Genomic DNA, 14,503 nt, shown 5'->3' on the forward strand with positions numbered 1-14,503 from the left:
TTTTCCTGTCCATGACACAAGCCGATAGCCGAAGCCCGACCCAAGTGTTCGTCGCGAAGACGATCGTGACGATGAATCCGATGCAACCCCACGCCACCCACGTCGCGATTCGCGAGGGCAGGATTCTGTCGGTCGGCGATGCGGACGACGTGGCGCAATGGGGCGATGTCGAGATCGTCGACACCTTCAGGGACAAGGTGCTGATGCCCGGCTTTGTCGAAGGCCATTGTCATCTGATGGAAGGCGCGATGTGGGATGCCGTCTACGTCGGCTACTACGACCGCCGTGGCCCCGACGGCCGGCGCTGGCCCGGATTGAAAACGCTGGACGCGGTGATCGAACGTCTGCGCGAAGCGCAAGCCGGGATGCCGTCCGCCGACGCCCCGCTGCTTGCGTGGGGCTTCGATCCGATCTTCTTCGGCACGCAGCGTCTGACGGTGCGCGAGCTCGACACGGTATCGGCCGAGCGCCCTATCGTGATCCTGCATGCAAGCGTGCATCTGATGAACGTCAATTCGCCGATGCTGCAACGCGCGGGTATCGACGAGGAAACCGATATCGACGGTATCGACAAGGACAGCACCGGCCAACCCACCGGCGAATTGCAGGAGTTCGCGGCCATGTTCCCCGTGTATCGGGTGATCGGCGGCGGCTTGTCGATCGCCGCGAGCGAAAGCGTCGAGGCGATCTGGAATTTCGGCCGCGTCGCGCAACTCGCGGGTGTGACGACGGCCACCGACCTGGTCAACGACTTCTCCGAGCGCGGCAATCGCAATCTGCGCGACGTCACCGGGGCGGCGGATTTTCCGGTGCGGATCGTGCCGGCGTTCGCGCCGCAACGCAGCCCCGAAGGCGGCGCGCAACGGGTGCTCGACGCCATCAGGACCGCCACGCCGAAACTGCATTTCGGGCCGGTCAAATTCATCGTCGACGGATCGATTCAGGGCTTCACCGCGCGGCTGAAATGGCCTGGCTATCTCAACGGCAAGCCCAACGGTTTATGGCTGATTCCGCCGAGCCAGTTCGTCGAGGTGTTCACGCCGTTCCATGAAGCCGGCCTGCAACTGCATGTCCACACCAATGGCAACGAAGCGACCGAACTCGTGCTGGACGCGTTCGAGCAGCTTCTGACGCGCCATCCGCGGCGCGATCATCGGCATACGCTGCAACATTGCCAGATGGCGGATGCGAGTCAGCTTGCGCGCGCGGCGAGTCTCGGTCTGTGCATCAACTTCTTCTCGAATCATCTTTACTACTGGGGCGACGCGCACTACACGCAGACCATGGGCGCCGACCGCGCGAACCGCATGAATGCCGCGGAATCCGCGCGACGTCTGGGCATTCCGTTCGCGTTTCATTCCGACGCGCCGATCACGCCGCTCAATCCGTTGTTCACCGCATGGTGCGCGGCGCGGCGCGAGACGTCGTCGGGCCGCATTCTCGGCGCGAGCGAATGCGTGCCGGTCGCGGATGCGTTGCGCGCGATCACGTTGGGGGCCGCCTATACGCTGAAGATGGATCACCTCGTCGGCAGTATCGAAGTCGGCAAATTCGCCGACTTCGCGGTACTCGCGGAAGATCCCGCCGAGGTCGCGCTGGAACGACTCAAAGACCTCGAAGTGTGGGGCACGGTGCTCGGCGGCCGTATCTTCCAGGCGCCGGCGGGATGAGCGCGATTCCGCTCGTCGTGATCGGCGGCTATCTGGGCGCCGGCAAGACCACCCTGCTCAACCACGTGCTGGCGAACGCCGGCACGCGCCGCATCACGGTGCTCGTCAACGACTTCGGTTCGATCAATATCGACGCCGCGCTGATCCGGGAACGCACCGACGACGTCATCAACCTGGAGAACGGCTGCGTCTGCTGTTCGATCGGTGGACGGCTGGTCGATGCGCTGCTCGCCATCAGTTCGCGTGACGACCCGCCGGACCTGCTGATCATCGAGGCGAGCGGCGTGTCGGACCCGCTTCGCATCGCGCAGATCGGGTTGCTGGGTCGGGCGTTCCGGCTCGACGGCGTAGTCGTGCTGGTGGACGCCGAGCGCATCGAGGCGACGCTTGCCGATCCTTACGTCGGCGACATCGCGCAGCGGCAGATTGAAGGCGCAACCGCCCTCGTGCTGAACAAGATGGATCTACTCGACGCAACGGAGCGCGCGACGGTGATCGCGCGTGTCGAAGCGTTCGCGCATAGCCGCGTCATGCTTGAGGCGGTTCATGGCGTGGTGCCGCTCGGTTTGATCGTCGACCGCCAGGGGCTGCCTGAACGGCGTCACGATAGATCGCCGCTGTCGGCCGCCGCGCTCTCACCCACCCCCACGCTCGCGGCGCTCAGCAGTTTTTCTTTCATCACCGACGCGCGCCTGAGCCGCAGCAAGCTCAAGGAAGCGCTGCAAAGTTTCTCGGCGAAGCTGCTGCGCGCCAAGGGCTTCGTGCGCCTGGACAGCGACGGTGAGTTGCATGAATTGCATGTGGTCGGCCGTCGCGTGCTGATCACCGCATCGCCCAATCGAACGGCGGTGGAGTCGCTGATCGTGTTGATCGGCATGTTCGATCGGGACGACGAGTCGCGCGCGCGAGCGGCGCTCAGCGCGGCGGAAATCTGACAGCGGCCGGGAAAAAGCGAACGAACGATCGGACGCGCCAATACTTCACATCCGATTTTATGATTGTTGTTATGGCACGGATGTCTCTAGACTGAGCACGCGACAACGACGCCGCAGCTTGCCGGGCGCGAGGCTTGACCTCGACCCGCCACAGCCATGGCGAACGGCTCGGACAACAGGTTGGAGACATGACCATGACTAACAATACTACCCGCCGCAATGCCCTGAAAACTTTCGCCGTCGCTGCCGGTACGGCAATCGTGAGCGCCGGCGGCCAATCGCAGGCGCTTGCGGCCGGCGCCGCGTCGCTGCTGCCAGACGGCGCCGGCAATCTCACCGAGCTGACCCGGCGCCTCGCCGCCGCCCCCCGGCGCCGCGACTTCAAAACCGTGCCGATGATTCTCGACCATCCGGACCAGTGGGATCACGCGGCGCTAACCGAGGTGATCGGCTATCGCGCCGGTCCGAAACAGGCGTGGGACAACACCGACATTGCCGGCCCCTGGCTCAACCTGATGCGCAACTCGTTGAACGCGCAGATCTGGTCGTTCAGGCATCCGGACTTTCTGGCCGTATCGGCCACGCACGGGTCCGCGCATCTGGCGCTGTTCGATCAGCTCGCGTGGGACAAGTACGATCTCGCGAAGATGAGCGGCGGCAAGTTCGCATCCAATTCGTTGCTCGACAACAAGGCAGCGAGCGCCAGCGGCACGATGGATCATCAGAGCCCGGACGGCGCGTTTTCCTCGCATGAGAACTGCATTCCCGCGCTGCAGCAACGCGGTGTCGTGTTCCTCTCGTGCCACAACGCGATCTGGGAGCTGGCCGACCGGCTGAACGCCGCCAACGTGAATCCGGACAAACTGCCGCTCGACGCGCTCGCGGCCGATCTGACCAACCACGTCATTCCGGGCGCGGTCGTCACGCCGGGCGCGGTGGCTACGCTGGTCGAACTTCAGCAGGCTGGGTTTCACTACATCGCGTAGGGAAAGTTCATGCCATTGACTCCTACACTCAGACGATTCGTGCGAATGACGCTTGCGGTCTCGTTGTGTTGCGCGGCAACTTGCGCGTTGTCAGAGACCGCCGCATTGAACCCGAACCCGAACCCGAATCCGGCTTCGAATCCGGACCTCTTCCCGCCCTGGCAGCACGGTGCGAACAACGACGCCGTCAATCGAGGCATGGAATTCACGGTCCCACAGGTCGACGTGCTGGCCGATTTTCACGGCGACCTCACGGCGCCGAAGCTGGTGCTGTTCGTCGGCGGCAACTACTTCTTCGCGATGGCGCCGCTGGTCGCCCGTTTCGAGCAGGATCACCCCGAGTTTCGCGGCCGCATCTACTGGGAAACGATTCCGCCCGGCCTGCTGGTCAAGCAGATCAAGGCCGGTGGCACGATCACCGTCGGCAACATGACGTGGACCGTCAAGCCCGACGCCTACTTCGCCGGGCTCGCCAAGGTCAACGCGCTGATCGCGGACGGCACGCTTGGCGGCCCCGCCGTGCCGTACGTGACGAATCAATTGACGATCATGGTTCGGCAAGGCAACCCGCAGCACGTAAGTTCGCTCAACGATCTGGGCAAACCCGGGTTGCGTCTCGCGATGCCGAACCCGGAGTTCGAAGGCGTGACGCGGCAGATCAATGCGTCGCTGGTCAAGGCCGGTGGCGAGGCGCTCGCGACGGCCGTCTACGGCGACAAGGTGCGAGCGGGGACGACTGAGCTGACGCATATTCATCATCGGGAAACCGCGCTGTTTCTGATGCAGGGTCGCGCGGATGCCGGCGTGGTGTGGAAGTCGGAAGCGCTGTTCCAGGAGCAGATCGGGCATCCGCTGGAGCATGTGGACATTCCGCCCGCCGAGAACACGACCGCCATCTACGCCGGCGCCGTGGTGCAGGGTGCGGCGCATCCGCGGGCGGCGCGTCAGTGGCTGGCTTTTCTGCGCTCGCCCGAGGCGTTCGAGATCTTCCGGCGCTATGGTTTCGGGAAGTATGATGAAGCGGCTGCGAAGTCGAGTGCCGCGAATCCTTCAAGCGCGGAATGAAGCGCTTTCGCGGGCACGGCGTCCCCCCAGGCGAACGTTGGCCGCTTATCAGCTAGCCGCGGCGCAAGCCTGCAGAAGAATATAAAACGACAAATCGTAGGAGACGATGTGGACGATTCCCTCATCAATTTACGGCGCGCCTGCGTGACGCTGGCCGTGAGCGTGGCATCGACGTTCGCGGTCATGTCCGCGGCCGGGGCGAACGAGGCGAGTGCCGGGCAGACGATTGCCGCTCATGGCACTGCGCAAGGTGTCGCCGCGTGTATCGGCTGCCACGGCGCGAAAGGCGAAGGCAACGCGGCAGCCGGTTTTCCACGACTCGCCGGTCTCAGCGCCGCTTACCTGTCGACCCAGTTGACGGACTTCGCCGAAGGCACGCGCCCGAACCCGATCATGCAACCCATGGCGAAGCTGTTGACCGCGAGCGAGCGTTCGGCGGTGGCGAGTTACTTCGCCGGGTTGCCCTCGCCTGTCGGCGTCAAGGCGTCGGAGAGCGGTGCCGTCACGCCGACCGATGTCGGCCCGTGGATCGCCACGCGTGGACGCTGGGACCAGGCGCTGCCCGCGTGCGTGCAATGCCATGGACCGGGCGGCATCGGCGTGGCGCCGACTTTTCCGCCGTTGGCCGGGCAGCCGGCTGCTTATATCGCGAATCAATTGCATAACTGGAAGGACGGCAAGCGTCCACCCGGACCGATGGCGTTGATGCCCGTGGTCGCAAGCAAACTGTCCGACGCGGATATCACGGCGGTGGCCGACTACTATGCCGGCATGGGTGCGATCGGCGCAGGCAAGTCGGCAAATGGGAGCAAGCCATGATCGATCGGAACAGCCTGATTCGGTTGGCGCTGGTGGGTGCGTCGAGTGCGGTGTTGAATGCGGCGTTTGCTGACGCAAGTGCGCCGGCTGTTGCGTCGGTGTCTGCATCCGCTTCGTCGGTTAGCGCGGCCGCTTCACCCGCGAAAAAACCGTTCACCCCACCCGCCGAAGCCAGCCTGCCAACGGACGGCTTCGGCCAGTCCGTCAAACTCGGCGAACAGATTTTCACCCACACGACGCAGTTCGCCGGCAAGTATGTCGGCAATACGCTCAATTGCGCGAGCTGCCATCTGGATGCGGGACGCAAGGCGGATTCGAGTCCGCTGTGGGGCGCGTATCCGCTCTATCCGGCGTACCGCGCCAAGAATAATCGTGTGAACTCGTTCGCCGAACGCATGCAGGGCTGCTTTCAGTACAGCATGAACGGCAAGGCGCCGCCGCTCGGCGACCCCGTGCTGTTGGCGCTCGAAAGCTACGCGTACTGGCTCGCGAAAGGCGCGCCCGTCGGCACCCGGCTGGCGGGGCAAGGCTATCCGAAACTGCCCGCGCCCGCGCAGAAAGCGGACTACGCGCGAGGCGGCGCGATCTACGCGCAGCACTGCGCGCTGTGTCACGGCGCGGACGGCCAGGGGCAATCCAGCGGCGGCGCGACGGTCTTCCCGCCGCTGTGGGGCGCGCACTCGTTCAACTGGGGCGCAGGCATGGGCGACATTCAGAACGCCGCCGGTTTCATCAAGGCGAATATGCCGTTGGGACTCGGTGGGACGCTGACGGATCAGCAAGCGTGGGACGTGGCGACGTTCATGGATAGTCATGAGCGGCCGCAGGATCCGCGCTTCGTGGGTTCGGTGGCAGCGACGCGCGCGAAATTCCACGACACGCCGCTGTCGATGTACGGGCAGAAAGTGAATGGGCGCGTTTTGGGGGCGCCGTGAGGGGTTGCGCGGCCGTATTGTTCGAGGTTCCCTGACAGACGGGGCGCGGGAGAAAGCAGTTTTTTGCCTCGCGACCCGGCGCTCACCGAACCGGCGTGCAATCCTCCCCCAGCTTCACCCCGTGCTTACCCAACTGCAAGCGCTTGCCCGTCAGCTTCACGTGCCCCGAAAACGACTCGCTCTTCCACAGCACCTTGCAAGTCGCCGCGTCGATCGCATAGACGTTCTGTTCGCTGCCGGAATACCCGGAGACGAGCAGCTGCTTGCCGTTCGAGTACAGCGGACGTTCCACGATGCTCACGTTCGGATCCACCGAACACGCGTCGCCGTTCGCATGGGTGACGGTGACCGGCCCCAGCCACGCGGTCGGGTTATTCGTGCCGTCCCCTTGCCCGAGATCGATCGACAACTCGCCGACGCTAACCTTACCCTTGCCGGGATCGACTTCGCTGTAATGGCAGGTCTGCGCGAACGCAACCGGTGCGGCTACCACCAGAGCGGCAACGATAATCGCGACCTGCTTGACGAAATGCTTTTTCATGGCTTGATGGCGTAATACTGTACGTTCGCGAGATCCGCATGATTCCACGAAAAGTTAATCGCGGTATTCTGCCGGCCGACGCCGCCATAACGGCCCCAGTAAGCCAGCGGATAAGGTTTGGATTGGCCCGGCATGATAATCGCCACGTGGCCATGATGGGTTGCCTTCAATCCGGCGACTACCAGATAACCGAGCCCGGCATACGCAACCGCTTTATCCGCATCCGCGCCGAGTTGAAGCCACGGTGCGCGGCCCATCTGGTCGGCGATGCTATTTGCATCGCCTGTCAGCGTGACGTCGAGGTCGGCGGCGACGGCTTTCAGAAAGCCGCTGCAGTCGGCTTTCCATTGCGTCCAGTGATTCTGACAAAGGGTTTTGATATTTTGTGCGGCAGCCATTATCGTGGTCCATTAACCGTGTGACGGCGTCAGTTTTTATGGCGATGTCGGCGTTCCGTCAAAAAGCCCATCGCGCTCGCGCAGGTAAAACACCCAAAATGCAGGCGTTCGGATTATAGCGAGGCCGGGTGAAATGTGAATGGGGATTTTTAAAACGAATCAGAGCGATTCTGGCCAGGTAAATTCGGCCAGAACGGTTTTGAATGAACTGTATTTTTTACCCGGCGCCGCGCAATGCAATGCGCGGCCCGCTATGCGACTCGTTTTATCAGCTTCGATATGCGGCGGCCTGATCGCCGATCAAGCGCAAGGCAGCCTGCCAGGCGAGGTCCATCAAATCATATTCACCGGCCGCATCGAATTGCTTTGCCGTTTTCTCGCAGACCGCCGCATCCGGCACACGCAGACGCGCGTTGCCGGCCATCGCGCCGATCTGAATCCGGCATGCCTGTTCGAGGAAATAGATCAGGCTGAACGCTTCCGCCGCGCTCGGCGCGCCGACCAGCACGCCGTGATTGCGCAGCATCATGGCCTTGTGCGCGCCGAGATCCGCCACCAGCCGTTCACGCTCGGCCGTGTCGAGGGCGATACCTTCGTAGTCGTGATACGCGAGCCGTCGATAAAAACGCAGCGCGTGCTGGCTGATCGGCAACAAGCCGTCTTCCTGCGCCGACACCGCGCTGCTCGCGGCGGTATGCACATGGATCACCCAGTGCATGTCCTCGCGCGCCGCATGCACCGCCGAATGAATCACAAAGCCCGCCACGTTCACGCGATGCCGGACCGGATCCGGATCGCGTTCCACCACGCGGCCTTCGGCGTCGATCTTCACGAGGTCCGACGCGCGCATTTCGTTGAACAACACGCCGTAGCGGTTGATCAGAAAATGACCGGGCTCGCCCGGCACACGCGCGGTAATGTGCGTGTCGATCAGATCGGTCATCTTCAGATGGGCCATCAAACGGTAGAGCGCCGCAAGTTCGCAGCGTACTTCCCATTCGGATGATTGCGCTTCCATCCGGGCTTCCATCCGGGCTTCCATCGGGGCCTGCGTCTGCGCTTGCGTCACTTCATGCCTCCCTTGCTTCGATGCCGTGGCCTCCCGCACCGCCGGCGCTTCAGCTGCCGGCGTTAATCTGCGCCTTCGCGACCGCGTGCTGCTGCAAGCCCCACTTCGCGAGAATCTTCTGGTACGTGCCCTCGGCCACCAACTGGTTGAACGCCTGGGTCAGCGCGGCGTTGAGCGCCGCATTGTCTTTCGCCATGCCGATCGCCGTGTACTGCGACAGGAACGGCTGACCGATCGGCGCATACGCATTCTGCTCGATCGAGTTCTGATAAGGCAATGTCTCGCCACCTTGCACCGCCGCATCGATCCGATTCTGCCGCAGTTGCATGCGCGCGTCCGACGAGCCGTCCGTGCCCACCACCTTCACAGCCGGCTTGCCCGCCTTCACGCAATGCTCGTTGCTCCACTTCGTGGTGTCGTCCACGAACGACGTGCGACGGCTGGTGCCCACTGTCTTGCCGCACAACGCCTCCATGTTCGGGAACTCGCCCGCGCGCGCCTTCGTCGTGTAGAACTGCGGACCGGTCGTGATGTAGTCGAGGAAGTTGACCATCCCGCGACGCGCCGGCAGATCGGTCATGCCCGACAGAATCACGTCGACGCGGCGCGTGGTCAGCGCGCTCATCATCTGGTCGAAGTTGGTTTCCTGCCATTCGAGCTTGACGCCGAGTTTCGCGGCGAGCGCTTCGCCGAGATCGACGTCGAAGCCCATCAGTTTGTCGGTGGCGGGATCCTTGTATTCGAACGGCGGATAGTTCGGCACGATCGCTGCGACGAGTGTGCTCTTGCCCAACGCCGACGCACCGCTCTGCGCTTGCGACAACGGTGCGTGCCAGGCCACGAAGCCCACTACCAGCGTGAGCAGCGCACGCAAACCACGGGATGTGTTCATAAAAACTCGCTTGTAGGAAAAGATTGAAAAACGCGCCCCGGCCGGCCGTATCGTCGCGATGCGGCCGCGCTCAGGACAACACCGCCGAGATGAAGTCCTGCGTCCGTTTTTGCCGCGGCTGGCCCAGCACCTGGTCGGGCGAACCGGTTTCGACGACCTGCCCCTGATCCATGAAGACCACCCGATTGGCCACTTCACGTGCGAAACCGAGTTCGTGCGTCACCACGATCATCGTCATGCCGCTTTGCGCGAGGTCGCGCATCACCGCCAGCACCTCGCCCACCAGTTCGGGGTCCAACGCCGAGGTCGGCTCGTCGAACAGCATCAGTTGCGGATGCATGGCCAGCGCGCGGGCAATCGCCACGCGTTGTTGCTGGCCGCCCGAGAGCTCGACCGGGAAAGCGTCGCACTTGTGACCGAGACCCACGCGTTCGAGCAAGCCGCGCGCTTCCTTCTCGGCTTCCGCGCGACGACGTTTGAGCACCTGCACCGGCCCTTCGATGACGTTCTCCAGCGCCGTCTTGTGCGGAAACAGGTTGAAGCGCTGGAACACCATGCTGGTCGCCAGACGCTGCCGCGCGATCTGCCGCTCCGACAGTTCGTACAGACGGTCGCCCACCCGCCGGTAACCGGCCAGTTCGCCGTTCACCCACAGCGCGCCGTGGTTGATCTTCTCCAACTGGTTGATGCAGCGCAGGAACGTGCTCTTGCCCGAGCCCGACGGGCCGATCACGCACAGCACCTCGCCTTGGGCGACGTCGAGCGTGATGCCTTGCAGCGCCTTGAACTCGCCATAGGATTTGCGCACGTCCACCGCGCGAACGATTGAATTCATTGCGTCTCCTCGTTCCGTGTTCATTGCCGACCCGACGCGCGTCCGGCGCCGCGGGCGTAATGCCGCTCCACCCGCGACTGCATGAACGACAGCACCGTCACCACCACGAGGTACCAGATGCCCGCCACCATCAGCAGTTCGATCACCCGTGCGTTCGCGTAGTAGATGTTCTCCGCGTTGTGCAGCATCTCCGCGTACTGGATCACACTGGCGAGCGACGTCAGCTTCACCATCCCCACCAGTTCGTTGCCGATGGGCGGCACGATGACCCGCATCGCCTGCGGCAGGATCACGCGGCGCAGTGCCTGCAGGCGCGGCATGCCGATCGACTTGGCCGCTTCGTACTGACCGGTGTCCACCGACAGGAGACCTGCGCGCACCACCTCCGACGTGTACGCCCCCTGGTTGATGCCCAGTCCGAGCAAGGCCGCGAGAAACGGCGTCATCACATCGACGGTGCGGAATTCGAACAGCCCGGGAATGCCCATCGACGGGAACACCAGCGCGAGGTTGAACCACAGCAGCAATTGCAAAATCACCGGGGTGCCGCGGAACAGCCATACGTAGCCCTGCGCCACGGCCTGTAGCACGGGGTTCGGCGACAGCCGCATGATCGCGGTGACGACGCCGAGCAGCACGCCTAACGCCATTGCCAGCACCGTCATCACGATCGTGTTGACGAGCCCCGTGAGGATCGAGCGCGCGGTCAGAAAACGCGCGACGTAGCGCCATTCGATCTGCCCATGGGCGAACGCCAGCACCACGTAGCCGATCACCGCGAGAATCGCCGCCGAAGCGACATAGCGGCCCCAATAGCGGCGCCGCACGTGCTTGAACTGCGTGATATCCGCAAACCCGTCGGCAACACCGTGAGGCGCGCCACCAGCCGCACCCACGTCAGCCACGCCAGCCACACCGCTCTGCGCGGCCTGCTCCTGTGCCGCCGCGGACAACGCCGCACGATCGTCGGACATACTCACCATGATGGCCCCTTGTAATCGTCTGCCCACGCTGCCTGCCGGTCGAGCGCCGCGCGCAGACGGGCAATCTGTTCCTCGACGCGCGCCGGCGCCGTGCCGCCGAAACCGCTGCGCGCGGCCACCGCCGCCTCCAGCGTCAGATGCGCGAGCACCGACCCGTCGAGCCGCGCATCCACCTGTGCCAGCGTCGCCACCGACACCTCCGTCAATTCGATACCCTGCTCCTCGCAAGCCCGCACCAGGGCGCCGGTGATCTCGTGCGCCTCGCTGAACGGCACGCCGCGCAACGCCAGCCAGTCCGCCACTTCGGTGGCGAGCGTGAAGCCGAGCGGCGCCTGGCGGCGCATTTCATCGACATTCACCCGCATCGTGCGAATCATGCCCGCCATGGCCGGCAACACCAGTTCGAGCGTGTCGATACTGTCGAACGCGGCGTTCTTATCTTCGGCGAGATCGCGGTTGTAGGCGAGCGGCAGCGACTTCAGCGTGGCCAGCAAGCCGCCCAGGTTGCCGATCAGGCGCCCCGCCTTGCCGCGTGTCAGTTCGGCGATATCGGAATTTTTCTTCTGCGGCATGATCGAGCTGCCCGTCGCGTAGCCGTCGTCGAGCACCACCCAGCCGAACTGGCGGGAAGTCCACAGAATCACTTCCTCGGAGAGCCGCGACAGATTCACCGCCAGCATGCTCGCGACGAACACGAACTCCGCGACATGATCGCGCGACGCCACCGCGTCGATCGAATTCTCGCAGGGCGCTTCGTAGCCCAGTTCCACCGCCGACAGCTCCGGGTGCAGACAGATCGCCGAGCCGGCCAACGCCGCCGCGCCGAGCGGCGAACGCGCGCTGCGGCGATCCCAGTCGAGCAACCGGTCGACGTCGCGATAGATCGACTGCGCATGCGCCAGCAGATGATGCGCGAACACCACCGGTTGCGCCGGCTGCAGATGCGTGAAGCCGGCCGTCACGCTGCGGGTGTGCGCGCTGGCCTGCTCCGTCAAGGCCTGCTGCAGATCGATCACCGCGTGGGTCAGCGAACGCGCCTTGGCCCGCAAATACAGGCGCAGGTCGTTGGCTGCCTGGTCGTTGCGCGAGCGGCCGGCGCGCAGTTTGCCGCCGGTCGCGCCCAGACGCTGCGTGAGCTCGCGTTCGAGGAACGTGTGCACGTCTTCGTCGTCGTCGGACGGCGCGATTTCGCCGGCCAGAAACTGCGTCGTCAGCCGGTCCATTTCCGTGAGCAGTCGCTGCAGTTCGTCATCGGCGAGAATCTCCGCGCGACGCAGCTCCTGAGCGTGTGCGCGCGAGCCGGCCAGATCGTAGGGTGCGAGGCGGAAGAAACTCGGCTCGGAGCGCGACAGCGCCTTCAACGCCGCCGACGGTCCCGACTTGAAACGGCCGCCCCACAAACGCTCGATCGGTTCGGAAATGTTCATTGCTGCAAGTCCCTATGAATTGAGTTGGCCAATGTGTCGCCAGGCATGAGACGACCGCGCTGACCTCACTGTACGTATTCAGTTTTTCTTCTTGTAGCGAGAATTAAATTCGGTTCAAATGCAATTTTTCTCAGCATCTGGCCACGCCTCATGAGAAACCGTTTGCCGCCGCTCAATCCGTTGCGCGCGTTCGAGGCGGCCGCGCGCCGCGCCAGCGTGGCCGGCGCCGCGCAGGAGTTGCACGTGACCGCGAGCGCGGTCAGCCATCAGATCCGCATTCTCGAGGAAAGCCTCGGCGTCACGCTGTTCGTGCGCTCGAAAGCGCGCGTCAAACTCACGCGCGAAGGCGAGGCGCTGCTGCAGCCCGTCAAGGGCGCCTTCGACATGATCGCCAACGCGGTGGTCAAACTCGATTCGCCCGAGATGGTGGGCGACCTCGTGGTGTCCACGCCGCTGCTGTTCACGGCCCGCTGGATGGCCCGCCATATCGGCGAATTTCTCGACCACTATCCGGGCATCAACCTGAAGGTGATCCCGTCCAACGACGACCGCGAGGTCTACTCGCCGGACGTCGACGTCTGCGTGCGCTACGGCGAAGGCCGCTGGCGCGACCGGCATGTGACGATGATCGATCATCCCGCGCTGTTTCCAGTGGTCAGCCCTGCGTTGATGAACGGCCCCAACGCGATCCGCAAGGTCGAGGATCTCGTCGGCAAGGCACTGTTCTGCGAGCACTCGGGCTCGTGGATGCGCTGGCTCGCGCAGGCCTCGGCCGACAAGCTCGAAGGCCTGCGGATTCTCGAGATCGGCAACGCGCATATCGGCATCGAAGCCGCCGTGCACGGCCAGGGCGTCGCGCTCGGCGACAGTTTCTCGGTGCGCGACGATCTGGTGGACGGCACGCTGATGCGCCCCTTCAGCCTCACCGTGCCGTCCCGGCACGCGTATTACCTCGTGTCGCCGCATGAGTTGTCCGATATGCCGCTGGTGTCCGCGTTCGCCACCTGGCTGAGCGACAAGGTGGGCTGAAGCGCGCGCTTCGCGAGGGTCGGCTCGCCGTGGTTCGGCTCGCCGCGCCGCGATTACTTCGTGCCGTTCATCGTCAATTGCTGGACCGCGCTGGATTGCAGCCCCCACTTCGCGACGATCGCGCTGTACGTGCCGTTGGCGATCAGCTTGTCGAGCGCGGCCTTGACGGCATCGCGCAGTTTCGGGTTCGACTTCGCGATCGCAATACCTTCCGGCGAGGTGGCGAACGGCTCGCCGATCGGCTTGTACGTGTTCGGTTCGAGCTTCATCGCGTACGGCAGGGTTTCGCTGCCTTGCACGCCGGCCACGATGCGCCCCTGCTTCAACTGCATGCGCGCCGCCGACGTGTCTTCGGTGCCCTCCACCGTGACCGCGGCCTTGCCGACGCAATGGGCCGCGCTCCATGCCGCGGTGTCGGCGGGGAACGACGTGCTGCGGCTCGTGCCAACGGCTTTGCCGCAGAGATCGACGGGTTGATGCATCGCGCTGCCTTGCGCGCCGGACAGGATGTAGAACTGCGCGCCGGAATTCAGATAGTCGAGAAAGTCCGCCGCGTCGCGCCGGCCGGGCACGTCGCTCATGCCGCTCAGTACCATGTCCACGCGCCCGGTGGTCAGCGACGGCAGCAATTGTTCGAACGCCGACTCCTGCCAGTCCAGCTTGACGCCCAGTTGCTTCGCGATCGCGTTGCCGAGATCGATGTCGAAGCCGACCAGTTCGCCGCTCTCCGGATCCTTGTATTCCATCGGCGGATAGATCGAGTTGACGGCGACCTTGATCACCTTCGTTCTGGCAATCGCGTCAGGCAGCGCCTGGGCCTCGGCCTGCACGGCCGCGCCGAACAGCAACGCGCAGAGGCCGATCGAAAGCGAACGCGAAAGACTGCCCGGCAAATTCAGCGTGATCATGATGAACACCC

The 14,503-nt window shown here is 64.1% G+C and carries 15 protein-coding genes; 7 read left to right on the forward strand and 8 right to left on the reverse strand.

Annotation, left to right across the window (positions count from 1 at the left end; genetic code table 11):
* The first annotated feature begins 11 nt into the window (after positions 1-11).
* The 6 genes from B0G83_RS26325 to B0G83_RS26350 all read left to right on the forward strand — a co-directional run bounded on the left by B0G83_RS26325 (position 12) and on the right by B0G83_RS26350 (position 6,410).
* On the forward strand, positions 12-1,670 hold the full coding sequence (locus tag B0G83_RS26325) for an amidohydrolase (RefSeq protein WP_105510316.1): 1,659 nt from the start codon (positions 12-14) through the stop codon (positions 1,668-1,670).
* Positions 1,667-2,605 carry a GTP-binding protein gene (locus B0G83_RS26330; protein WP_105510317.1) on the forward strand — a complete coding sequence of 313 codons (939 nt, stop codon included), beginning with the start codon at positions 1,667-1,669 and terminating at the stop codon, positions 2,603-2,605. The genes B0G83_RS26325 and B0G83_RS26330 overlap by 4 nt, the downstream gene beginning before the upstream one ends.
* Before the next feature lie 194 nt (positions 2,606-2,799).
* Positions 2,800-3,591, forward strand: a complete 792-nt coding sequence (locus B0G83_RS26335) for a transcriptional initiation protein Tat (RefSeq protein ID WP_105510430.1) — start codon at positions 2,800-2,802, stop codon at positions 3,589-3,591.
* Between the two features lie 9 nt (positions 3,592-3,600).
* The gene (locus B0G83_RS26340) at positions 3,601-4,656 is read left to right on the forward strand and encodes an extracellular solute-binding protein (RefSeq protein ID WP_181157083.1); all 1,056 of its coding nucleotides are present in this window, start codon (positions 3,601-3,603) and stop codon (positions 4,654-4,656) included.
* Between the two features lie 108 nt (positions 4,657-4,764).
* Positions 4,765-5,475 (forward strand): c-type cytochrome, encoded by a 711-nt coding sequence (locus B0G83_RS26345; protein ID WP_374954942.1) that lies wholly within the window; start codon positions 4,765-4,767, stop codon positions 5,473-5,475.
* Complete coding sequence (locus B0G83_RS26350) at positions 5,472-6,410, forward strand: c-type cytochrome (protein ID WP_105510319.1); 939 nt, start codon at positions 5,472-5,474, stop codon at positions 6,408-6,410. The genes B0G83_RS26345 and B0G83_RS26350 overlap by 4 nt, the downstream gene beginning before the upstream one ends.
* 82 nt (positions 6,411-6,492) lie before the next feature.
* Here the strand turns inward: B0G83_RS26350 and B0G83_RS26355 are convergent, their stop codons facing one another.
* The 7 genes from B0G83_RS26355 to argH form a co-directional block, all read right to left on the reverse strand.
* Entirely contained in the window at positions 6,493-6,951 is a 459-nt protein-coding gene (locus B0G83_RS26355) for a hypothetical protein (protein ID WP_105510320.1), read from the reverse strand.
* On the reverse strand, positions 6,948-7,349 hold the full coding sequence (locus tag B0G83_RS26360; RefSeq protein WP_219849047.1) for a hypothetical protein: 402 nt from the start codon (positions 7,347-7,349) through the stop codon (positions 6,948-6,950). Before B0G83_RS26360 ends, B0G83_RS26355 begins: the two co-directional genes overlap by 4 nt.
* Before the next feature lie 268 nt (positions 7,350-7,617).
* On the reverse strand, positions 7,618-8,391 hold the full coding sequence (locus B0G83_RS26365; protein ID WP_374954944.1) for a class II aldolase/adducin family protein: 774 nt from the start codon (positions 8,389-8,391) through the stop codon (positions 7,618-7,620).
* A 76-nt stretch (positions 8,392-8,467) separates the two neighbouring features.
* A complete protein-coding gene (locus B0G83_RS26370) occupies positions 8,468-9,310 on the reverse strand; it encodes an ABC transporter substrate-binding protein (RefSeq protein WP_105510321.1) in 843 nt (280 codons plus the stop codon).
* A gap of 70 nt (positions 9,311-9,380) precedes the next feature.
* Positions 9,381-10,145: an amino acid ABC transporter ATP-binding protein gene (locus B0G83_RS26375; RefSeq protein ID WP_105510322.1), complete on the reverse strand. Its 765-nt coding sequence runs from the start codon at positions 10,143-10,145 to the stop codon at positions 9,381-9,383.
* A gap of 20 nt (positions 10,146-10,165) precedes the next feature.
* Positions 10,166-11,119 (reverse strand): amino acid ABC transporter permease, encoded by a 954-nt coding sequence (locus B0G83_RS26380; RefSeq protein ID WP_105510323.1) that lies wholly within the window; start codon positions 11,117-11,119, stop codon positions 10,166-10,168.
* A 2-nt stretch (positions 11,120-11,121) separates the two neighbouring features.
* Positions 11,122-12,555, reverse strand: a complete 1,434-nt coding sequence (gene argH, locus B0G83_RS26385) for an argininosuccinate lyase (RefSeq protein WP_219849048.1) — start codon at positions 12,553-12,555, stop codon at positions 11,122-11,124.
* Between the two features lie 150 nt (positions 12,556-12,705).
* Here argH and B0G83_RS26390 point away from each other — a divergent pair, with 150 nt between their 5' ends.
* Positions 12,706-13,584 (forward strand): LysR family transcriptional regulator, encoded by an 879-nt coding sequence (locus B0G83_RS26390; protein ID WP_105510324.1) that lies wholly within the window; start codon positions 12,706-12,708, stop codon positions 13,582-13,584.
* A gap of 53 nt (positions 13,585-13,637) precedes the next feature.
* Here B0G83_RS26390 and B0G83_RS26395 read toward each other — a convergent pair whose 3' ends face one another.
* A complete protein-coding gene (locus B0G83_RS26395) occupies positions 13,638-14,492 on the reverse strand; it encodes an ABC transporter substrate-binding protein (protein WP_105510325.1) in 855 nt (284 codons plus the stop codon).
* Between the last annotated feature and the right edge of the window lie 11 nt (positions 14,493-14,503).

It is taken from the genome of Paraburkholderia sp. BL21I4N1, assembly GCF_002973525.1.
In the GTDB taxonomy this organism is placed as follows: domain Bacteria; phylum Pseudomonadota; class Gammaproteobacteria; order Burkholderiales; family Burkholderiaceae; genus Paraburkholderia.